Source organism: Pseudomonas capsici, assembly GCF_017165765.1.
Lineage (GTDB): Bacteria > Pseudomonadota > Gammaproteobacteria > Pseudomonadales > Pseudomonadaceae > Aquipseudomonas > Aquipseudomonas capsici.
Window position 1 is genome coordinate 282607 of record NZ_JAFGZD010000004.1, and the last position, 22632, is coordinate 305238.

A 22632-nucleotide genomic window follows, 5' to 3' on the forward strand; every position below is an offset into this window, starting at 1 on the left:
CATGCGTCATTACGAAATTATCTTTTTGGTCCACCCGGATCAAAGCGAGCAAGTCGGCGGCATGGTTGAGCGTTACACCAAGCTGATCGAAGAAGACGGCGGCAAAATCCACCGCCTGGAAGACTGGGGCCGTCGTCAACTGGCCTACGCAATCAACAATGTTCACAAGGCTCACTACGTGATGCTGAACGTTGAGTGCACTGGCAAGGCCCTGGCCGAGCTGGAAGACAACTTCCGTTACAACGATGCTGTGATCCGTAACCTGGTCATCCGTCGCGACGAAGCCGTAACTGGCCAGTCCGAGATGCTCAAGGCTGAAGAGAACCGCAGTGAGCGCCGTGAGCGTCGTGACCGTCCTGAGCACTCCGACAGCGCCGATGGCGATGACGGTGACAACAGCGACGTTAGCGATAACGCTGACGAGTAATCCACGGACCTTTTGAGGAGCCTATTACATGGCACGTTTCTTCCGTCGTCGTAAATTCTGCCGCTTCACCGCTGAAGACGTGAAAGAGATCGATTACAAAGATCTCAACACTCTGAAAGCTTATGTATCCGAGACCGGCAAAATCGTTCCAAGCCGTATCACCGGTACCAAAGCACGTTATCAGCGTCAGCTGGCCACCGCTATCAAGCGCGCCCGCTTCCTGGCCTTGCTGGCCTACACCGACAGCCACGGCCGCTGAGACCAGGTAGTCGACAAAACGTAACAAGGGATAGATAGCATGCGCGCCCTGGCTGAATTCATCATGCGCGGCCGTATGCAGGCCACTTTGTTGGTGGCTGGATCTGCGGCATTGCCGCTGCTGTTCTGGTTAAGTGCTGCTGCAGGTAGTCTTGTGCTCCTGCGACGCGGGTTCAGTGATGCCGTTGGCGTCCTGGCCTGGGCTCTGCTGCCGGCTTTGGCCTGGTGGTATTTCGGTGAGCCGCGTACAGCCATGGTGCTGTTCGGTTCGCTGAGTTTGGCAATGGTTTTGCGTGCCAGCGAGTCCTGGGTCCGCGTGCTGCTGGTCAGCGTGGCGTTGGGTATGTTGTATGCAGTGATTCTGGGCACGGTTTTCCGCGAACCCATCGAAGCGATGTCGCAGGAGTTGCAGAAACTCCTTCCGACAATGCTCACGGGGCTCTACGAGCAATTGAACGTAGAGGAGCGAGCGCGTCTTGCAGCACTGATTACACCGGTACTCAATGGCCTGATAGCGTCGTTGCTGCAAATCGTTACAGTGCTGACCCTGATCCTGGGGCGTTACTGGCAAGCGTTGCTGTACAACCCGGGTGGTTTCGGACGCGAATTTCGTGCCCTGAGACTCCCGCTGATACCAACATCGGTGCTGTTGGTGTGCATGCTGCTGGGGCCGAACTTCGGTCCGCAGATGGCGATGCTTACACCGCTGTGCAGCGTACCGTTGTTGTTCGCCGGGCTGGCCCTGATCCATGGGATGGTGGCTGAAAAGCAACTGGCCAGATTCTGGCTGGTGGGGATGTACATAACGCTGCTGGTATTCATGCAGCTGATTTATCCGTTGCTCGTGGTGATAGCCATTGTCGACAGCCTGATTGATTTTCGCGGTCGCCGGAAGCCGAAAGACTCCGGGAAAGGCCCTGCGAACGGTGAAGGTTAAAAGTTAAGAGGATTTTCCACATGCAACTGATCCTTCTGGAAAAAGTCGCGAACCTGGGCAACCTGGGCGACAAAGTAAACGTTAAGGCCGGCTACGGTCGTAACTACCTGCTGCCATACGGCAAAGCAACCGCTGCAACCGCTGCCAACCTGGCTGCGTTTGAAGAGCGTCGTGCCGAGCTGGAAAAACTGGCTGCAGAGAAAAAGGCTTCTGCCGAAACTCGCGCTGCCCAACTGGCTGAGCTGGAAGTGACCATCACTGCCACCGCTGGCGACGAAGGCAAGCTGTTCGGTTCGATCGGCACCCACGACATCGCTGATGCACTGACCGCCTCTGGCGTTGAAGTTGCAAAAAGCGAAGTTCGTCTGCCGAACGGCACTATCCGTAACGTCGGCGAATACGACGTTGCCGTGCACCTGCACAGCGACGTTGAAGCGACCGTTCGCGTTGTCGTGGTAGCAGCTTAAGCAGTACGCAATCGTCTGGCGGCTTTGCCGTTAGAGGATTAACATCGGGCACGATCCTGTTTACAGGTCGTGCCTTTTGTCTTTCTGCCAGCCCTATTCTGTAAACCTCGAATTCAAGTGGCCATGAACGATATTTCCGCCCCCGAGCAATACGATCTGCAAACCGCTGCCCTCAAGGTGCCGCCGCATTCCATCGAGGCCGAACAGGCTGTGCTCGGTGGCTTGATGCTGGACAACAACGCCTGGGAGCGTGTGCTCGATCAAGTGTCCGATGGCGATTTCTATCGGCATGATCACCGCCTGATCTTCCGCGCCATTGCCCGTCTGGCCGATCAGAACAGCCCGATTGACGTCGTGACCCTGTCCGAGCAACTGGACAAGGAGGGGCAGACCTCCCAAGTTGGTGGTCTGGCGTACCTCAGTGAACTGGCGAAAAACACGCCGTCGGTCGCCAACATCAAGGCTTATGCCCAGATCGTTCGCCAGCGGGCGACCTTGCGTCAGTTGATCGGCATCAGCAACGAGATTGCCGACAGCGCGTTCAACCCGGAAGGCCGTACCGCCGAAGAAATTCTCGACGAGGCCGAGCGGCAGATCTTCCAGATCGCCGAGGCGCGTCCCAAGACCGGCGGCCCGGTGGGTGTCAATGACCTGCTGACCAAGGCCATCGACCGCATCGACACGCTGTTCAACAGCGATAACGCGATTACCGGCCTGTCCACCGGTTATACCGACCTGGACGACAAGACCAGCGGCCTGCAACCGGCCGACCTGATCATCGTTGCCGGTCGTCCGTCCATGGGTAAGACCACCTTCGCCATGAACCTGGTGGAAAACGCGGTACTGCGCAGCGACAAGGTGGTACTGGTCTACTCGCTGGAGATGCCAGGCGAATCGCTGATCATGCGTATGCTTTCCTCGCTGGGGCGTATCGACCAGTCCAAGGTCCGTGCCGGTCAACTGGACGACGATGACTGGCCACGCCTGACCTCGGCTGTGAACCTGCTCAATGACCGCAAGCTGTTCATCGACGATACGGCCGGTATCAGCCCGTCCGAGATGCGTGCCCGTACCCGTCGTGTAGCTCGCGAGCACGGTGACATCGCCATGATCATGATCGACTACCTGCAGTTGATGCAGATCCCGGGTTCGGGCGGTGACAACCGGACCAACGAGATTTCCGAGATTTCCCGCTCGTTGAAAGCCCTGGCCAAGGAGTTCAACTGTCCGGTCATTGCACTCTCGCAGCTCAACCGCTCCCTGGAGCAGCGCCCGAACAAGCGCCCGATCAACTCCGACTTGCGGGAATCCGGAGCGATCGAGCAGGACGCCGACGTCATCATGTTCGTGTACCGCGACGAGGTGTATCACCCGGAAACCGAGCACAAGGGCATTGCCGAGATCATTATCGGCAAGCAGCGTAACGGCCCGATCGGTACGTCGCGCCTTGCCTTCATCGGCAAATACACCCGCTTCGAGAATCTGGCACCCGGCAGTTACAACTTCGAGGACGAGTGATCGCCGGTTCTGGTGGGGGCGAACGATTCGCTCCTGCATTGAGTCTTTCGGTAAACGATTAATCCGACCATCATCGTCGGATTTGATCATTTTTTGTGCTATATTCCGCGCCCGCGATTTTTCCAACGTGCAAACGTAGGTCCTGACATGCAAGCAGCCAAGCCGTTATTTGACTATCCCAAGTACTGGGCCGAATGTTTCGGACCGGCGCCTTTCCTGCCGATGAGCCGGGAAGAGATGGATCTGCTTGGCTGGGATTCCTGCGATGTCATCATCGTCACCGGCGATGCCTATGTGGACCACCCGTCTTTCGGTATGGCGATCATTGGCCGTCTGCTCGAAGCGCAGGGTTTTCGCGTCGGGATCATTGCGCAGCCTGACTGGCAGTCGAAAGACGACTTCATGAAGCTCGGCGAGCCGAACCTGTTCTTCGGTGTCGCTGCCGGCAACATGGACTCGATGATCAACCGCTATACCGCGGACAAGAAGATCCGCTCCGACGACGCCTATACGCCGGGCGGTCTGGCCGGCAAGCGTCCTGACCGTGCGAGTCTGGTCTACAGCCAGCGCTGCAAGGAAGCCTACAAACATGTACCGATCGTACTCGGCGGTATCGAGGCTTCGCTGCGCCGCATCGCGCATTACGATTACTGGCAGGACAAGGTTCGCAACTCGATCCTGATCGACGCCTGTGCGGATATCCTGCTCTACGGCAACGCCGAGCGTGCAATTGTCGAAGTCGCTCAGCGCCTGTCCTATGGCCAGAAAGTCGAAGACATCACCGATGTGCGCGGTACCGCGTTCATTCGTCGCGACACGCCGCAGGGCTGGTACGAAGTCGATTCGACGCGTATCGACCGCCCGGGCAAGATCGACAAGATCATCAACCCGTACGTGAATACTCAGGACACCCAGGCCTGCGCCATCGAGCAGGAAAAAGGCCCGGTTGAAGATCCGAACGAAGCCAAGGTCGTGCAGATTCTGGCCAGCCCGCGCATGACCCGCGACAAGACGGTCATCCGCCTGCCTTCGGTCGAGAAAGTCCGTAACGACGCCGTGCTCTATGCCCATGCCAACCGCGTGCTGCATCTGGAAACCAACCCGGGCAACGCCCGTGCGCTGGTGCAGAAGCATGGCGATGTGGACGTCTGGTTCAACCCGCCGCCCATTCCGATGACTACCGAAGAAATGGACTACGTGTTCGGCATGCCTTATGCGCGTGTTCCGCACCCGGCGTACGGCAAGGAGAAGATCCCGGCCTACGACATGATCCGTTTTTCGGTCAACATCATGCGCGGCTGTTTCGGTGGCTGCACCTTCTGCTCGATCACCGAGCACGAAGGGCGGATCATCCAGAACCGTTCCGAAGATTCGATCATTCGTGAAATCGAAGAGATTCGCGACAAGGTCCCGGGTTTTACCGGTGTTATTTCCGACATGGGCGGCCCGACTGCCAACATGTACCGCATCGCCTGCAAAAGCCCGGAAATCGAGTCGGCGTGCCGCAAGCCGTCCTGTGTTTTCCCCGGTATCTGCCCGAACCTGAACACCGACCACTCGGCGCTGATCCAGCTGTATCGCAGCGCACGTGCCTTGCCGGGCGTGAAGAAGATCCTGATCGCATCCGGTCTGCGCTACGACCTTGCAGTCGAGTCGCCGGAGTACGTCAAGGAACTGGTGACCCATCACGTGGGTGGCTACCTGAAGATCGCCCCGGAACACACCGAGGAAGGTCCGCTCAACCAGATGATGAAACCGGGCATCGGCAGCTATGACCGGTTCAAGCGCATGTTCGAGAAGTACTCGAAAGAGGCAGGCAAGGAACAGTACCTGATTCCTTACTTCATCGCTGCCCACCCGGGCACCACCGATGAAGACATGATGAACCTGGCGCTGTGGCTCAAGGGCAATGGTTTCCGCGCCGATCAGGTGCAGGCGTTCTATCCGTCGCCAATGGCTTCGGCGACTGCCATGTATCACTCGGGCAAGAACCCGCTGCGCAAGGTCACCTACAAGAGCGATGGCGTCACCATCGTCAAGAGCGAGGCCCAGCGTCGTCTGCACAAGGCGTTCCTGCGCTACCACGACCCCAAGGGCTGGCCGATGCTGCGCGAAGCGCTGGAGCGCATGGGCCGTGCCGATCTGATCGGCCTTGGCAAGCATCAGTTGATTCCGCTGCATCAGCCGTCGACCGACAGCTACCAGAGCGCCCGTCGCAAGAACTCGACGCCGGCTGGCAGCCACAAGGTTGGCAAGGGTGGCAAGACCAACCTGATCCAGACCCAGCACACCGGCCTGCCGCCACGTGGCAGTGACGGCAGCAAGCCCTGGGACAAGCGCGAGGAAGCCAAGGCTGCCGCGCTGGCCCGCAACAAGCAGGCTGCCAAGGAGCGGATGGAAGCGGCCAAGGGCGGGAAGGGCAAGAAGCCTGCCCGCAAGCCAGTGGTTCCGCGCTAACTGCTCGGCAGTCAAGGTCAATGAATCACTTTGTGGGAGGCAGCTTGCTGGCGACTTCAGCGTAAAGACGCAGAATATTGGCCGGTTTACAGGCCTTTTCGCCAGCAAGCTGCATCCCGCAAGTTCTGTCTGTGCCTCAGGTTATCGGTATTACCCCTCGGGAGCGGATCGGGCGGCGCTCCGCTCATTCGCGAATGAATTCGCTCCTGCTGCCTCATTTCTGTGCGTCCCCTTGCACCACTCATCCGTATTGGCGCGATCCTGGTGCTGTGCTTAGCTGATCCAGTCACTTCAATATCGCTGGCGCAGGCTTTGTTCCGCATGGCATAAGTCTTGCGCGGTTCAATGACCGTCCAGGCCGCAGGAGGCACGCCGTGTCGATTCATATTGCCTTGCACCATGTCACGCATTACCGCTACGAACGTGCGGTTGAATTGGGTCCTCAGATTGTCCGCCTGCGCCCGGCCGCCCATAGCCGAACCCGTGTGTTGTCGTACTCGCTGAAAGTCCTGCCGGAAAACCACTTCATCAATTGGCAGCAGGACCCCCAGGGCAATTATCTGGCGCGTCTGGTTTTCCCGGAAAAGACCAGAGAGCTGCGGGTCGAGGTCGATCTGGTTGCCGAGATGGCAGTGTTCAACCCCTTCGATTTTTTTCTTGAGCCTTATGCGGAAAAGATTCCGTTTTCTTATGCCAGTGAGGAGCAGCGCGAGCTGGCCCCGTATCTGGAAAAACTGCCGCTGACGCCACGGTTTGCCGATTATCTGGCGAGCATCAGTCGTGAGCCCGTACCCGCCATCGACTTTCTGGTGGGGCTCAACCAGCGTCTGAGTCAGGACATCGATTACCTGATCCGCATGGAGCCGGGGGTGCAGACCCCGGAGTTGACCCTGGAAAAGGCTTCCGGCTCCTGCCGCGACTCCGCCTGGTTGCTGGTGCAGTTGCTGCGTCACCTGGGACTGGCCGCGCGTTTCGTGTCGGGATACCTCATTCAGCTCAAGGCCGATGTCGAGGCGCTGGACGGACCGTCCGGTACGGATGTGGATTTCACCGACCTGCATGCCTGGTGCGAGGTTTATCTGCCGGGGGCCGGTTGGGTCGGGCTGGACGCAACGTCCGGGTTGTTTGCCGGAGAGGGGCATATTCCCCTGGCATGCAGCCCCGAGCCTTCTTCGGCAGCGCCGATCAGCGGGCTGGTCGAGCCATGCGAAACCGAGTTCAGCCATGACATGTCTGTGGAGCGGGTCTGGGAAGCGCCTCGCGTCACCAAACCGTACAGCGAAGAGCAGTGGCAAGAGATTCAGGCCCTCGGGCATCAGATCGATGCCGATCTGGCCCGCGATGACGTGCGCCTGACCATGGGCGGTGAGCCTACCTTCGTTTCCATCGATGATCGTGATGGCAGCGAGTGGAACACCGCTGCTCTGGGGCCGAACAAGCGGGCGCTCTCGGCCGAGCTGTTTCAGCGCATGCGCAAGCATTACTCCCCCAAGGGCATCGTGCATTTTGGCCAGGGCAAGTGGTATCCGGGTGAGCAACTGCCGCGCTGGTCGCTCAACAGCTTCTGGCGCAAGGATGGCAAGCCGGTCTGGAACAACGATGCGCTGATTGCCGATGAAACCCGTGATTACGGCGCGACCGGCGAGCTGGCCGGACGTTTTCTGAGCAGTGTTGCCGAACGTCTGAAACTGCCGACCCGTTTTGTCTTCCCGGCCTACGAAGACAATCTCTATTACCTGTGGCGCGAAGGCGCGTTGCCGGTGAACGTCACCGCCGAGGATTCGCGGCTGAGCGACGAACTGGAGCGGGCACGCTTGCGCAAGGTGTTCGAGCAGGGCCTGGATAAAGTGATCGGCCAGGTGCTGCCACTGGCGCGTACTGCGGCGGGTGATCGCTGGCAGAGCGGGCGCTGGTATCTGCGCGATACCCACTGTCGTCTGGTGCCGGGGGATTCGGCCCTCGGCTATCGGTTGCCTCTGGCCTCGCAGCCGTGGGTCAAGGCTGCGGAATATCCGTTCATTCACCCCACCGACCACAACCAGGACTTCCCCGAGCTGCCCGAGCGTGACGAATTACATTCCGAAGCGCCGCTTGATACCGATCAACCACAACCGGTCATCGATCAGTCTGCGGATTGGCTGACCCGCACCGCCTTGTGTGCAGAAGCGCGTGGCGGGCGTTTGTACCTGTTCATGCCGCCGCTGCAAAAGCTTGAGGAATACCTTGAGCTGGTAGCGGTGATCGAAGCCACTGCCGAAGAACTGCAGTGCCCGGTTCTGCTGGAAGGCTACGAGCCGCCGAGCGATCCGCGCCTGAGCAATTTCCGCATTACGCCGGATCCAGGGGTGATCGAGGTCAACGTGCAACCTTCCTCCACCTGGGATCAACTGGTGGAGCGCACCGAGTTTCTATACGAGCAGGCACGCCTGACGCGCCTGACCACCGAGAAGTTCATGATCGATGGTCGCCATACCGGTACGGGCGGCGGCAACCATTTCGTGCTCGGCGGTGCGACGCCAACGGACTCACCGTTCCTGCGTCGGCCCGATCTGCTGCGCAGCCTGATCAGCTATTGGCACAACCATCCGTCCCTGTCGTATCTGTTTTCCGGTCTGTTCATCGGCCCGACGTCTCAGGCGCCGCGGATTGACGAGGCGCGCAACGATTCGCTCTATGAGATGGAAATCGCCTTTGCGCAAATGCCCAGGCCGGGAGAGGAAGTCGCGCCGTGGCTGATCGATCGCCTGCTGCGCAATCTGCTGATCGACGTCACCGGCAACACTCATCGCGCCGAGTTCTGTATCGACAAGCTGTATTCGCCGGACGGGGCGACGGGTCGTCTGGGGCTGCTGGAACTGCGTGCCTTTGAAATGCCGCCCCATGCGCGCATGAGCCTTGCCCAGCAATTGCTGCTGCGGGCACTGGTCGCACGCTTCTGGCGCGAGCCCTACGCACCGGCGAAGCTGGCGCGATGGGGGACGGAGCTGCACGACCGCTTCATGCTGCCGTATTTCATCGAGCAGGATTTTGCCGATGTGATTGCCGAACTCAACGCTGCCGGTTATCCACTGAAGACCGAATGGTTTGCCGCGCATCTGGAGTTCCGCTTCCCGAAAGTGGGCGACTACGCGGTCAACGGTATCGAGCTGGAGCTGCGACAGGCGCTGGAGCCCTGGCATGTGCTGGGCGAAGAAGGTTCAGGCGGTGGCGCGGTGCGTTATGTGGACTCGTCTCTTGAGCGTTTGCAGGTGCGGATCAACGGTTTGCCCCCGCAACGTTACATGTTGACCTGCAACGGTATTGCAGTGCCTTTGCAGCCTACCGGACGAGTGGGCGAATTCGTCGCGGGCGTGCGCTACCGGGCCTGGCAGCCTGCCAGTTGCCTGCAACCGACCATTGGCGTCCATGCGCCTCTGGTCTTCGATCTGCTGGACACCTGGATGCAGCGCTCGCTGGGCGGCTGCGAGTATCATGTCGCCCATCCGGGCGGCCGCAACTATGAAACCTTGCCGGTCAACGCCAACGAAGCGGAAAGCCGACGCCTCTCGCGGTTTTTCCGGGTGGGGCATACCGCAGGCAAGCTGGAGATTCCGTCGCTCAACATTAGCGATGAATTGCCGATGACGCTGGATATGCGCCTGCATTGATAAAAACGGCTCAGTCAGTTGGATGCACACGGACGTGTCCACATCTGTGTGACATCTGACTGCGCTAAACCTGAAGTCCTTATGCTGTTTGCCGAGCTCTCCATGCCTGATCTGCTTGACCGTTACCCGCTTTCCGAGGGGACTTACCACGAGATGCTCGATGCCAGCGGCGCTGTCCGGCCGCACTGGCAGCGCCTTTACGAGTATATGCAGCGCAGTACGTCTGCTCAGTTGACCCAGCGTCAGGCGCTGTTGACCCGGCAGATCCAGGAAAACGGCGTGACCTATAACGTCTATGCCGACCCCAAGGGTGCCGACCGCCCATGGGAGCTGGATCTGCTGCCGCATGTCATTCCGGCCGAGGAATGGCAGCATCTTGCGGCAGGCATCGCCCAGCGCGCCCGCCTGCTCAATGCCGTGCTGGCCGATCTGTATGGGCCGCAAGACCTCATTGCCAATGGCTTGCTGCCTGCCGAACTGGTGTTCGGCCACAACAATTTTCTGTGGCCCTGTCAGGGCGTCAAGCCGCCTGAAGGGACGTTCCTGCACATGTACGCCGTGGACCTGGCGCGTACGCCGGACGGGCGCTGGTGGGTCACTGCCGACCGCACGCAGGCACCTTCGGGGGCCGGTTATGCGCTGGAGAACCGGCAGATCGTCGCGCGTGCGCTGCCTGAGGCATACCGCGATCTGCAGGTCAGGCACTTGTCGGGGTTCTTTGGTGCCCTGCAACAGACTCTGGCCCGTCAGGCTCCCACCAGCAACGAAGCGCCGCTGGTGGTGCTGCTGACGCCGGGCCGTTTCAATGAAAGCTACTTCGAGCATTTGTATCTGGCTCGCCAGTTGGGTTATCCGCTGGTGGAGGGCGGCGACCTGACCGTGCGCGATGCCACGGTCTATCTCAAGACCCTCAGCGGCCTGCGCCGGGTTCACGCGATCATGCGGCGTCTGGACGATGATTTCTGCGATCCGCTGGAGTTGCGCACCGACTCTGCGCTGGGTGTGCCCGGCCTGCTGGAAGCGGTACGCCGGGGCAATGTGCTGGTGGCCAACGCGCTGGGCAGCGGGGTTCTGGAGTCGCCGGGGTTGCTGGGTTTTCTGCCGAAAATCAGCCAGTACCTGTTTGGCGAAGACCTGATCCTGCCCTCGGTTGCAACCTGGTGGTGCGGTGAGCCGCCCGTTCTGGCCCAGGCGCTGGAGAAGCTTCCCGAGTTGCTGATCAAGCCTGCTTTTCCGTCACAGCGATTCGCTCCGGTCTTCGGACGCGACTTGAACGAAGAGCAGCGCAAGGCCCTGGCGACTCGCATGCAGGCACGGCCTTACGCTTATGTCGCGCAAGAGCTGGCGCAACTGTCCCATGCGCCTGTCCTGCAGCCTGACGGCAAGGGGCTGCAACCTCGCGCCATTGGCATGCGGGTGTATGCGGTGGCGGGTATGGAGGGCTATCGCGTGCTGCCGGGCGGTCTGACCCGTGTGGCTGCCGAAGCCGATGCGGATGTGATTTCCATGCAGCGTGGCGGTGCGAGCAAGGACACCTGGGTGTTGGGTGAGCACTACTCGCATCTGGGCGAACCCTGGAAAGGGCAGCGCCCGCTGGGGGTCTATGACCTGATTCGTCGCGACCCGTACCTGCCGTCGCGGGTTGTGGAAAACCTGTACTGGTTCGGCCGTTATTGCGAGCGATGCGATGACAGCGCCCGGTTATTGCGGATCATGCTGGCGCGCTATATCGATGGCGATGATCCACAGGCCTTGCAGGCCTCTGTGGGGCTGGCCGAAAGCCTGAACCTGCTGCCCGAGGCCGAGGAGGGCGAAGAGTTGCCCGACCGGCTGATCACGGCTTTGCTGGGGGATGACTGGGTGTTCAGCCTGCGCTCCAATCTGCAGCGCATGCAGTGGGCTGCGTCCCAGGTGCGGGGCAAGCTTTCCCGGGAGAACTGGCAGGCCCTGGTGGAGTTGCAGCGCGAAGCCGCGAGCCTGGAAACCAGAGAGCCGGACTTCGGTGAGTTGCTGGACTTTCTCAACCGGCTGGTGATGTCTCTGGCTGCCTTGTCCGGTTTTGCCCTGGACGACATGACCCGTGACGAAGGCTGGAGCTTCCTGATGATCGGGCGGCGCATCGAGCGCCTGCGGTTTCTCAGCTCCAGCCTGGCTGCTTTTCTGCGGGCTGCGGCGGTGTCCGATCACTCGGGGCTGGACTGGTTGCTGGAGCTGGGCAACAGCAGCATTACCTACCGTTCGCGCTACATGGCTGTGCCGCATCTGATTCCGGTGCTGGACCTTTTGCTGCTCGACGAGCAGAACCCCCATGCCGTGTTGTTCCAGCTCAAGCAGGTGGAGCGTTCGCTGCGGCGTTTGAACGACGATTTCGGCGCGCCGTGCGACAGAAGCCTTGCTGTACTGATCCAGCGCCTGTCCAGTTTCGACCTTGGCAGTCTGGAGAATCCGTTGTTCGGTGAAAGCAGCCTCAAGGCGGTGCTGGAAGGGCTGGCGGATCTGCTGCAAACCATTGGCGATGCCAGTGGGCAGGTATCCGACCGCCTTGCTCTGCGCCACTTCGCCCATGTCGATGATGTCAGCCAACGTACGGTATCCGTTTGATGAGTGCCCATTACCAGATTCTTCACGACACCCATTACAAGTACGACAGCCCGGTTTCCCTGGCGCAGCAACTGGCTCATCTGTGGCCGCGCAGCAGCCCGTGGCAGCGTTGCAGCGAGCAGCATCTGGAAATTCTTCCGACGCCCACCACGCGCCGCGACGAACTGGATGTTTTCGGCAATCCGCTGACCCGCCTGGCTTTCGAGCGTCCTCATGACGAGTTGCAGGTCAATGCCCGGTTGCGGGTGGAAGTGCTCAAGCGACCGGAACTGGACTTCAATCTCTCGCCCGAGTGGGAAGTGACGCGCAGCGCCCTCACCTACAGTGCGCAACGGATGACGGCCGATATTCTCGATGCCTGTCGCTATCGCTTCGAGTCGCCTTATGTGCATCTCAAGCGCTCGTTCGTCGAGTTCTCGCAGGATTGCTTCCCGCCGGGCAGGCCTCTGCTGCTGTGTGTGCAGGCCTTGATGGAAAAGATCTTCGAGGAATTCACCTTCGACGGCGAAGCCACCCAGGTGGCGACACCGCTGGTGGAGGTGCTGGAGCGGCGTCGCGGCGTCTGTCAGGACTTTGCCCACCTGATGCTGGCGTGCCTGCGCTCCCGGGGGCTGGCGGCGCGTTATGTCAGTGGTTACCTGCTGACCCAGCCACCGCCCGGCCAGCCAAGGCTGATCGGGGCTGACGCTTCCCATGCCTGGGTTTCGGTATTTTGCCCGGCGTCGGGCTGGGTCGATTTCGACCCAACCAACAATATTCAACCGGCGCTGGAACACATCAGCCTGGCCTGGGGACGGGACTTCTCCGATGTCTCACCCTTGCGCGGCGTGATTCTGGGTGGCGGTAATCATGATCCCGAAGTCCGGGTGACCGTAATGCCCCTTGGCGAAGCGCATTCGGGCATCGCCATTAATTCCTCAAGCTTGTGAATCGTTCATTAAGCGGCGTACTCGATTATCGGGCGGCACGCCGCGCCTGATCGCAGGCATCGTGTGGACAACTGGCGCTGGCGCCACAGGCGTAAGCGGCAAGCAAACTGCGAAACAGGCTATTGAGCTGCATGACAGGCACTCCATGGGGGGCAATGCGCCGATCTTAGAGTGGCACGTGCTGGCTGGCTGTTTGATTGTTTCGATGACAGCGATAGCCGGTATCATTCTGCGCCGCTGATCGATAAGCCTTCCTTGAGAGTCACGTTGACGCAGGTCATTGGAACCTGGCCCTGAATGGGGCAGTCTCTCAATCAAACTTAATGAAGCACCCTGCCTTGGAGATTCATATGATTCGCAAGCTTGTAGCTATCTCTCTGTTGACGTTGGCCAGTGGTCAGTTGTTGGCTGCCGAATGCTCTACCACCGTCGATTCGACCGATCAGATGATGTTCAACACCAAAGCCATCGAGATCGACAAGAGCTGCAAGACATTCACCGTCAACCTGACTCACTCCGGCAGTCTGCCGAAGAACGTAATGGGTCATAACTGGGTGTTGAGCAAAGAAGCCGACGCGCAGCCGATCGCCACTGACGGCCTGGGTGCTGGCATCGACAAGGAATACCTGAAGGAAGGCGACACACGTGTGATCGCTCACACCAAGGTGATTGGCGCGGGTGAAAAGGACTCGGTGACTTTCGATGTATCGAAGCTCGATCCGGCCGAGAAATACCTGTTCTTCTGCTCGTTCCCGGGCCACATCAGCATGATGAAAGGCACCGTTACGCTGAAGTAAGCTTCACGAGCCGGTGCAGATGTGCAGGAGCGATCCTGGTCGCGAAGGCGGCGATGCATCTCTTCTGACTGTACCGGCCTCTTCGCGAGCAAGCTCGCTCCCACGGTTCATCATCTGTACTCACGGCGCATAAGGCAGTTCGCGCTTGTGCTGGGTTTTGGAGTAGGTGTCGCAAATGATCCTGAACGCTTCTTCACGCACGGGCTCGCCGTGCAGGAAGGCATCGATCTCGGCGTAGGTCACGCCATGGGAAGCTTCGTCCGGCTTGCCCGGTGCCATGTCTTCCAGATCCGCCGTCGGCACTTTCTCGACCAGTGATTCCGGTGCGCCGAAGTGACGGGCGATGGCACGTACCTGGTTTTTTACCAGCCCGCTCAGTGGCGCCAGGTCGCAGGCGCCGTCACCGAACTTGGTAAAGAAGCCCATCACTGCTTCTGCCGCGTGGTCGGTCCCCACCACCAGTCCTTGATAAGCCCCGGCTATGGTGTACTGCGCCACCATGCGGATACGCGCCTTGGTGTTGCCGAGCACGAAGTCCACCGTACTGGCCGGTTTGCCATCGAAGGCTCTGACTTCGGCGGCCAGTGCCTTGACGCTCTCGCCGATATTGACGGTATGACGCTCGTCCGGATCGATGAAGTCCACAGAAGCCTGGGCTTCGTGCTCGTCATGCTGAACCACATAAGGCAGACGCACGGCAACGAAACGGTAGCTGTCATCGCCCGTGCTGCTGCGCAGCTCCTTGACGGCGCGCTGGCACAACAGGCCTGCGGTCAGTGAGTCGACGCCACCGCTGATCCCCAGTACCAGCGTCTTGAGCCGTGCATTGAGCAGGCACTCCTTGATGAAGTCCACGCGACGGGCCACTTCGGTCTGCAAAGCGTTGTGGTCGGCGAAAGGTGGCTGGACATTGAGCTGTTCAGCGATCTGCTGTTGTACGGCGTGCATGAGTCACTCCTCGTAAGTAGGGACAATTCAAACGGGTTTTTCAGGGGCAGTCAAAGCGGGCACCTTGAACACGTGTCGCAGATACGAGACGAAGTTCGGGTCCTTGCACTGCGCCTTGCCTGGCTCATCGGAAATCTTTGCCACGGGTTGCCCGGCGCAGGCAGTCATTTTCAGCACCATGTTCATCGGTGCAATGCCCGGGATGTCGGCTGTGAGGTTGGTGCCGATCCCGAAGCTGACATTGATGCGTCCGCGCAGCGCCCGGAAGATCTCCAGTGCCTTGGGCAGGCTCAGGCCGTCGGAGAACACCAGGGTCTTGCTCGTCGGATCGATGCCCAGCCTCTGATAGTGGGCGATGCATTTTTCAGCCCACTTCACCGGATCGCCCGAGTCGTGGCGCAAGCCGTCGAACAGCTTGGCGAAATACAGATCGAAGTCGCTCAGGAAGGCATCGGTGGTGATGCAGTCGGTCAGGGCGATACCCAGCAGCCCGCGATACTCGCGAACCCAGCAGTCCAGTGCTGCGATCTGGCTGTCGATCAGGCGCGGGCCGAGTTGCTGATGCGCCATGATCCATTCATGGGCCATGGTGCCCAGCGGTTTGAGGTCCAGTTCGCGGGCCAGATGCACATTGCTGGTGCCGACGAACTGACCGGGGAAGTCACGTTTGAGCACCTGCACGATGGCTTCCTGCACGCCGTAGGAGAAGCGGCGACGGGTGCCGAAGTCGGCGACTTTCAGTTCTGCCAGCTCATCCGTGCTGGCGTTGCTGGTCAGCCACTCGAACTTGTCGTAGAGACGTTCCCGCGCCTGGCTGAGCATGATGTCCGGGTAGCGATGGCGATTGCGGACTTCGCTGACGATGGCCAGCAACGGCACCTCGAACAGGATCACATGCAGCCACGGACCGTGCAGGCGAATGCACAACTCGTCGTTTTCGATGCTGGTCTTCACATAGCGGGTGTTGAAGCGGAACAACCCCAGGAACCTGAGGAAATCCGGCTTCAGAAAGGTGATGCGTTCCAGAAATGCCAGGTGTTCGCTGCTCAGCGACAGCTCGCAAAGCAACTCGATCTGATGCCTGATCTCGGCCAGATAGGGCCGCAGGTCCTCGCCGTTCCGGCAACGGAATTCCCACTCCACATCGGTGTTGGGATAGTTATGCAGTACCGCCTGCATCATGGTGAGCTTGTAGAAGTCGGTATCGAGCAGATTTTGCACGATGCGATTCGAGAAGGCGCTCCCGCTCATTGATTCGGATCTCCAGAGCAGCCGATAACGTTGGGCTCGCGAATGTCCTGTTCTGAGCACTCGCGGCCTGCTGGGTTCCCATTGTCACCCTTTACTTGCCGGATGATCCAACGGTTCCCGCATCGAGTGCAGAAAATCCGGGACAGCGATGTGCATCGGACATCTCCCGGTAACACGCCGGTGTGCCCCATGCCGGTTCCTGCAGGCCGGGTTTGTGCATCATTGCCAGCGTTTTCCCGTGCTTCCACTAACCTCAAATGGTGCGTCTCGTAGCGCATGCGCACTGGGGGTGTGCACTTCGGTGACGTGACCGGTTACAGCCGGGTTGCACGTCAGGGAGTGTGTGGTTCGCCGTTTCTGTCTGTTCGGGTTGCGCCATGTTTTTCCATGGTTGCACCTTTTGCATTGCAGACGGTTGCACGGCCCTTTTCCAAGGACCGGTCAGTACCGAGACGGCTGCACAGACATTCCGATTCGCCGAATGAAAAGTGATGGCACGCCCCTTGCTCTACGCAACTCTTGTAGTTGCAGTGCTAATTAAAAAAACCTCAGGAGCACCACTCATGTCGCATACGTTTTACAGGAAAGGCTTTCTGGCAATCGCAGTGGCAACTGCATTGGGCGTATCTTCGTTTGCCCAGGCCGACGTGAAGATTGGCGTTGCAGGCCCGATGACCGGTGCCAACGCATCGTTTGGCGAGCAGTATATGAAGGGCGCTCAGGCGGCTGCGGATGCGATCAACGCAGCAGGTGGCGTCAACGGGGAGAAGATTGTTCTGGTCCGTGGCGATGATGCCTGTGAGCCGAAGCAGGCCGTGGCTGTCGCCAACCGTCTGGTCGATCAGGACAAGGTTGTGGGAGTTGTGGGGCACTTCTGTTCCTCATCCACCATTCCGGCTTCTGAGGTCTACAGCGATGCAGGCGTGATTGCCATCACTCCGGGCTCCACCAACCCGGCTGTTACCGAGCGTGGCCTTAAGGAAATGTTCCGCATGTGCGGACGTGACGACCAGCAAGGCGTGGTCGCCGGCGATTACATCGTCGACGTGCTCAAGGGCAAGAAAATCGCGGTTATTCACGACAAGGACACCTACGGTCAGGGGCTTGCCGATGCAACCCGTGCGCAACTGGCCAAGCGCGGCGTGAAAGAGGTCCTGTACGAGGGCCTGACCCGTGGTGAAAAAGACTTCAGCGCCCTGGTCACCAAGATCCGCTCGGTGGGTGCCGATGTTGTCTACTTCGGTGGTCTGCACCCGGAGGCTGGCCCTCTGGTTCGTCAACTGCGCGAGCAGGGCCTCAAGGACGTCAAGTTCATGTCCGATGATGGCGTCGTGACCGATGAGCTGGTGACCACCGCTGGTGGCCCTCAGTACGTGGATGGCGTGTACATGACCTTCGGTGCGGACCCGCGTCTGCTGCCTGACAGCAAGGCTGTGGTCGATGAATTCCGCAAGTCCGGTTACGAGCCTGAAGGTTACACCCTGTATGCCTACGCCTCGGTGCAGGCATTGGCAGCCGGTTTCAATGGTGCCAAGTCCAACAAGGGCGAGGCGGCTGCGACCTGGCTCAAGGCCAACCCGGTCAAGACGGTCATGGGCGAGAAGTCCTGGGACGCCAAGGGTGACCTGAAAGTCTCCGACTATGTGGTGTATCAGTGGGACGCGACCGGTAAATACAAGCAGCTTGAACAGCAGAAGTGAGATAGATACAGCGCCTGTCCTGCCTTTCGGGCAGGACAGGCATGCTAACGGGCTCGCACCTCGGCGGGCCTGGACTCTTCTGTTGCCGCAGGACCTGCTCGTTGTGCCCGACCGGGCGGGGCGAGCAGTGCCTTGAGCGGCCTTCAAGTGTGTGAGCGTGCGTGATGGACGGTATTTTCCTGCAGCAAATGGTCAACGGACTGACTCTCGGGTCTGTCTACGGCCTCATTGCCATCGGTTACACGATGGTCTACGGCATTATCGGCATGATCAACTTCGCCCACGGCGACGTTTACATGATCTCCGCCTACCTGGCCGCAATCGGCTTGGCGGTCCTGTCTTTCTTCGGTCTGGAGTCCTTTCCATTCCTGATTCTGGGCACACTGATCTTTACCATCGTGGTGACAGGTGTCTACGGTTTCGTCATCGAGCGGGTGGCCTACAAGCCGCTGCGCAACTCGACCCGGCTGGCACCGCTGATCAGCGCCATCGGGATTTCCCTGATCCTGCAGAACTACGCGCAGATCAGTCAGGGTGCCCGGCAGCAGGGTGTACCCACGCTGCTTGAAGGCGCCTGGCGCTTCGAGGTCGGAACCGGCTTCGTGCAGATCACCTACACCAAGATCTTCATTCTGATCGCCGCTTTCGCCGGCATGGCGTTGCTGACCTACATCATCAAGTACACCCGGCTGGGGCGCATGTGTCGTGCGACTCAACAGGACCGCAAGATGGCGTCGATCCTGGGCATCAACACCGATCGCGTGATTTCCTACGTATTCATCATCGGTGCAGCCATGGCCGCGCTGGCGGGTGTGCTGATCACCATGAACTACGGCACATTCGATTTCTATGCCGGCTTCGTCATCGGTATCAAGGCGTTCACTGCCGCAGTACTGGGGGGCATCGGTTCGCTACCGGGCGCGATGCTGGGTGGCCTGATTCTCGGGGTTGCCGAGTCGCAGTTCTCCGGGCTGATCAACTCCGATTACAAAGACGTGTTCAGTTTCGGCCTGTTGGTACTGATCCTGATTTTCCGTCCTCAAGGCCTGTTGGGTCGCCCACTCGTGGCGAAGGTATAAGTATGTCTGCTCCTGTCGCTCCTATCGATATCAAGAAAAGCCTGATCGACGCCGTGATTGCCGGGCTGCTGGCGCTGATCGTCTTCGGTCCGATTGTCGGCGTCGTGCTCGACGGCTACAGCTTCAACCTGCAACCGACCCGTGTCGCCCTGCTGGTGGCGGTGGTCATGGCGGGCCGTTTCCTCATGAGCCTGTTCCTGCAGACGCCAAAGGGTATTCGCATTGGCCAGAGTTTCGAGAGTTCAGGTTCGGGCGTGCATGTGCTCAAGCCCGATCACAAGTCGAGTCTCTACTGGATCATCCCGCTGCTGATCGTGATCGCCATCGTGTTCCCGATCTTTGCCAACAAGTACCTGCTGACCGTGGTCATTCTCGGGCTGATCTACGTGCTGCTCGGGCTGGGCCTGAACATCGTGGTCGGCCTGGCCGGGCTGCTGGACCTGGGTTATGTGGCGTTCTATGCCATTGGTGCCTATGGCCTGGCCCTGGGGTATCAGTATCTGGGCCTGGGCTTCTGGTCGGCGTTGCCGCTGGCGGCGATTGCCGCCGCACTGGCCGGGTGCATTCTGGGCTTTCCGGTGTTGCGCATGCATGGCGACTATCTGGCCATCGTGACCCTGGGGTTCGGTGAGATCATCCGGCTGGTGCTCAACAACTGGCTGTCCTTTACCGGCGGCCCGAATGGCGTACCCGTGCCTTCGCCTACCTTCTTTGGCCTGGAGTTCGGACGCCGCGCCAGAGAGGGAGGCACCCCGATTCACGAATATTTCGGCTTCGATTACAACCCGGACCTGAAATTCCTGTTCATCTACACCGTGCTGTTCATCGTGGTGCTGGCCGTGTTGTTCATCAAGCACCGCCTGACCCGCATGCCGATCGGTCGCGCCTGGGAAGCGCTGCGTGAAGACGAGATTGCCTGCCGCTCGATGGGCCTCAATCATGTGCTGGTCAAGCTCTCGGCGTTCACCATCGGCGCTTCGACGGCCGGCCTGGCCGGGGTGTTCTTTGCCAGCTATCAGGGCTTCGTCAACCCGACTTCGTTCACCTTCTTCGAGTCGGCGCTGATCCTGGCCATCGTGGTGCTGGGCGGGATGGGCTCGACGGTGGGCGTGGTGATCGCGGCCTTCGTGCTGACTGTGGCGCCTGAACTGCTGCGCAGCTTCTCCGAGTATCGGGTGCTGCTGTTCGGCATCTTGATGGTGTTGATGATGATCTGGCGGCCTCGCGGTCTGATCCGCATCAGCCGTACCGGTGTGGTGCCGCGCAAGGGCGTGCTGAGCAAAGAAGGAGCGGCGTCATGAGCAATGAAGTCATTCTCTCGGTCGAGCATCTGATGATGCATTTCGGTGGCATCAAGGCGTTGAGCGATGTCAGCCTGCAAGTTCGTCGCAACTCGATCTTTGCCCTGATCGGCCCCAACGGTGCGGGCAAGACCACGGTCTTCAACTGCCTGACCGGTTTCTACAAGGCCACCGGCGGACGTATCGAGCTGCATACCCGTGGCAAGACCACCGATGTGATCAAACTGCTGGGCGAATCCTTTGCCGCGACAGACTTCGTCTCGCCCAAGAGCTTCTTCAGCCGTGTGTACTACAAGATGTTCGGCGGCACCCACCTGGTCAACCGGGCCGGGCTGGCGCGCACGTTCCAGAACATTCGACTGTTCAAGGAAATGTCGGTGGTAGAAAACCTGCTGGTGGCCCAGCACATGTGGGTCAATCGCAGTCTGCTCAGCGGCATTCTCAATACCAGGGGCTACCGCAAGGCTGAGGAAGACGCTCTCAACACGGCGTTCTACTGGCTGGAAGTGGTGGACCTGGTGGATTGCGCCAACCGCCTGGCGGGTGAGCTGTCCTACGGTCAGCAGCGCCGCCTGGAAATTGCCCGGGCCATGTGCACGCGGCCCCAGGTGATCTGCCTCGATGAACCCGCCGCCGGCCTCAACCCTCAGGAAACCGAAGCCCTGAGTGGCATGATCCGCCTGCTGAGGGACGAACACGACATGACCATCGTGCTTATCGAGCACGACATGGGCATGGTCATGAACATTTCCGACGATATTGTGGTGCTGGATCATGGCAACGTGATTGCCGCCGGTGGGCCGGAGCAGATCCGCAACGACCCGAAAGTGATCGCTGCCTATCTGGGCGCTGATGAAGAGGAATTGGTATGAGCAGGCCGATCCTCGAAATGAAAGAGATCGATGTGTATTACGGGCCGATCCAGGCTCTGAAGAAGGTTTCGCTGCATATCGATGAAGGCGAAACCGTGAGCCTGATCGGCTCCAACGGCGCGGGCAAGTCCACGCTGCTGATGTCGATCTTCGGCCAGCCGCGTGCTGCCAGTGGGCAGATCCTCTATCAGGGTATCGACATCACACAGAAGTCGTCGCACTACATCGCTTCCAACGGCATTGCGCAGTCGCCGGAGGGGCGGCGGATATTCCCCGACATGTCGGTCGAGGAAAACCTGTTGATGGGCACTATCCCGATCGGCGACAAGTATTCGGCCGAAGACATGCAGCGCATGTTCGATCTGTTTCCCCGGCTCAAGGAGCGCCGTAACCAGCGCGCCATGACCATGTCCGGGGGCGAACAGCAGATGCTGGCCATTGCCCGCGCCTTGATGAGTCGCCCGAAACTGCTATTGCTCGACGAACCGAGCCTCGGCCTGGCACCCATCATCGTCAAACAGATCTTCTCGACCCTGCGCGAACTGGCGGCCACCGGCATGACGATCTTCCTGGTCGAGCAGAATGCCAACCATGCCCTCAAGCTGTCCGACCGTGCGTATGTGATGGTCAACGGCGAGATCCGCCTGTCGGGTACCGGGCAGGAATTGCTGGTAAATGAAGAAGTCAGGAACGCTTATCTGGGCGGCCACTGATTCAGTCAAAAAAGCAGCGTTTTATCCTGGCGCCCCGAGTGTATTTCACTCGGGGCGCTGTTTTTCCAATTGTGGAAAACAATTTTGACTACCCCTCGAAACGCGACATAAAGCCGCTGCAAACGGTTGTTTTGTCACGGTTTTGACTTGTTCAGGTTTATTGTGGAACCGGCTGTTAATAACTTGGGAGTATTTGGCTGGAGGCCTTTAGATATAAGGGCTATAGCGGTGTGGTTGTTTTTTGATCAGCCATTTTTGGATGCTCTTCAGAGGCTTTTGTCAACGCCCCGATACCTGGTTGTTCATACAGTTGGTGCAGGTTTCAAGCCTGTGGATAAGTCTGTGGGCAAGCGTTGGAAATAGTCGGGTAAGCGGCATCTTCATTGGTCTGGAGAGCGGTACAGGGTTTTGTCCACTTTTACCGGGTCAGGGTGGTGGTTTCAAAGTCAAGGAAAAAACTTCTCCAGATGCGCTACAGCCCTTTAAATGCAAGCCATACAGGGTTTTACACTTGCCCCCAGAGTTTGTGGGCCTGACTGTGGATAAGGTGGGCAAAACCCCGTGCAGCCCTTGTAAAACGTGGCTTTGTCGGTGCTGTTCGTTTTTTGTACAGCTGTGGTTTTCTCGGGCCTGCTTTATCCACATGCTTGATCCAGACAGCCCGGGGCGGGCATCCTGCCGGTCTTGCCGAATACTTATTAACAGGCTGCGCTTTCAGGGCGCCATGTCA

Annotated in this window: 17 protein-coding genes; 15 read left to right on the plus strand and 2 right to left on the minus strand. The window is 59.4% G+C overall.

Going from position 1 to position 22632, the window contains the following annotated elements:
* Position 1: 1 nt before the first annotated feature.
* The 10 genes from rpsF (at position 2) to azu (ending at position 14038) form a co-directional block, all read left to right on the plus strand.
* Positions 2–427, plus strand: a complete 426-nt coding sequence (rpsF, locus tag JSY17_RS07695; RefSeq protein WP_002551828.1) for a 30S ribosomal protein S6 — start codon at positions 2–4, stop codon at positions 425–427.
* A 28-nt stretch (positions 428–455) separates the two neighbouring features.
* Complete coding sequence (gene rpsR / locus JSY17_RS07700; RefSeq protein ID WP_002551829.1) at positions 456–686, plus strand: 30S ribosomal protein S18; 231 nt, start codon at positions 456–458, stop codon at positions 684–686.
* A gap of 39 nt (positions 687–725) precedes the next feature.
* Positions 726–1622, plus strand: a complete 897-nt coding sequence (locus JSY17_RS07705) for a YybS family protein (RefSeq protein ID WP_122371006.1) — start codon at positions 726–728, stop codon at positions 1620–1622.
* A gap of 20 nt (positions 1623–1642) precedes the next feature.
* Positions 1643–2089: a 50S ribosomal protein L9 gene (rplI, locus tag JSY17_RS07710; RefSeq protein ID WP_025258306.1), complete on the plus strand. Its 447-nt coding sequence runs from the start codon at positions 1643–1645 to the stop codon at positions 2087–2089.
* A gap of 123 nt (positions 2090–2212) precedes the next feature.
* On the plus strand, positions 2213–3607 hold the full coding sequence (gene dnaB, locus JSY17_RS07715; protein WP_117181607.1) for a replicative DNA helicase: 1395 nt from the start codon (positions 2213–2215) through the stop codon (positions 3605–3607).
* Between the two features lie 147 nt (positions 3608–3754).
* Positions 3755–6064, plus strand: coding sequence for a YgiQ family radical SAM protein (locus JSY17_RS07720; RefSeq protein WP_206401512.1), 2310 nt, complete (start codon positions 3755–3757; stop codon positions 6062–6064).
* Between the two features lie 374 nt (positions 6065–6438).
* Positions 6439–9711 (plus strand): transglutaminase family protein, encoded by a 3273-nt coding sequence (locus JSY17_RS07725; protein WP_206401511.1) that lies wholly within the window; start codon positions 6439–6441, stop codon positions 9709–9711.
* Positions 9712–9813: 102 nt separating this feature from the next.
* Positions 9814–12312 carry a circularly permuted type 2 ATP-grasp protein gene (locus JSY17_RS07730; RefSeq protein ID WP_117186719.1) on the plus strand — a complete coding sequence of 833 codons (2499 nt, stop codon included), beginning with the start codon at positions 9814–9816 and terminating at the stop codon, positions 12310–12312.
* Positions 12312–13241 (plus strand): transglutaminase family protein, encoded by a 930-nt coding sequence (locus JSY17_RS07735; RefSeq protein ID WP_206401510.1) that lies wholly within the window; start codon positions 12312–12314, stop codon positions 13239–13241. Before JSY17_RS07730 ends, JSY17_RS07735 begins: the two co-directional genes overlap by 1 nt.
* 350 nt (positions 13242–13591) lie before the next feature.
* Entirely contained in the window at positions 13592–14038 is a 447-nt protein-coding gene (azu, locus tag JSY17_RS07740) for an azurin (RefSeq protein WP_117186718.1), read from the plus strand.
* A gap of 120 nt (positions 14039–14158) precedes the next feature.
* Here azu and nadE read toward each other — a convergent pair whose 3' ends face one another.
* Together nadE and pncB are read right to left on the minus strand one after the other, a co-directional pair.
* Positions 14159–14986 (minus strand): ammonia-dependent NAD(+) synthetase, encoded by an 828-nt coding sequence (nadE, locus tag JSY17_RS07745; RefSeq protein WP_117166829.1) that lies wholly within the window; start codon positions 14984–14986, stop codon positions 14159–14161.
* Positions 14987–15013: 27 nt separating this feature from the next.
* Entirely contained in the window at positions 15014–16237 is a 1224-nt protein-coding gene (gene pncB / locus JSY17_RS07750; RefSeq protein ID WP_117166830.1) for a nicotinate phosphoribosyltransferase, read from the minus strand.
* 563 nt (positions 16238–16800) lie between these two features.
* Here pncB and JSY17_RS07755 point away from each other — a divergent pair.
* The 5 genes from JSY17_RS07755 to JSY17_RS07775 all read left to right on the plus strand — a co-directional run bounded on the left by JSY17_RS07755 (position 16801) and on the right by JSY17_RS07775 (position 21902).
* The gene (locus JSY17_RS07755; RefSeq protein ID WP_117181602.1) at positions 16801–17937 is read left to right on the plus strand and encodes an ABC transporter substrate-binding protein; all 1137 of its coding nucleotides are present in this window, start codon (positions 16801–16803) and stop codon (positions 17935–17937) included.
* Between the two features lie 164 nt (positions 17938–18101).
* Positions 18102–19016 carry an ABC transporter permease subunit gene (locus tag JSY17_RS07760; protein ID WP_117166832.1) on the plus strand — a complete coding sequence of 305 codons (915 nt, stop codon included), beginning with the start codon at positions 18102–18104 and terminating at the stop codon, positions 19014–19016.
* A gap of 2 nt (positions 19017–19018) precedes the next feature.
* A complete protein-coding gene (gene livM, locus JSY17_RS07765; protein WP_117181598.1) occupies positions 19019–20317 on the plus strand; it encodes a high-affinity branched-chain amino acid ABC transporter permease LivM in 1299 nt (432 codons plus the stop codon).
* Entirely contained in the window at positions 20314–21189 is an 876-nt protein-coding gene (locus JSY17_RS07770) for an ABC transporter ATP-binding protein (RefSeq protein WP_117166834.1), read from the plus strand. Before livM ends, JSY17_RS07770 begins: the two co-directional genes overlap by 4 nt.
* Positions 21186–21902, plus strand: a complete 717-nt coding sequence (locus JSY17_RS07775; RefSeq protein WP_117181594.1) for an ABC transporter ATP-binding protein — start codon at positions 21186–21188, stop codon at positions 21900–21902. Before JSY17_RS07770 ends, JSY17_RS07775 begins: the two co-directional genes overlap by 4 nt.
* The last annotated feature ends 730 nt before the right edge of the window (positions 21903–22632 follow it).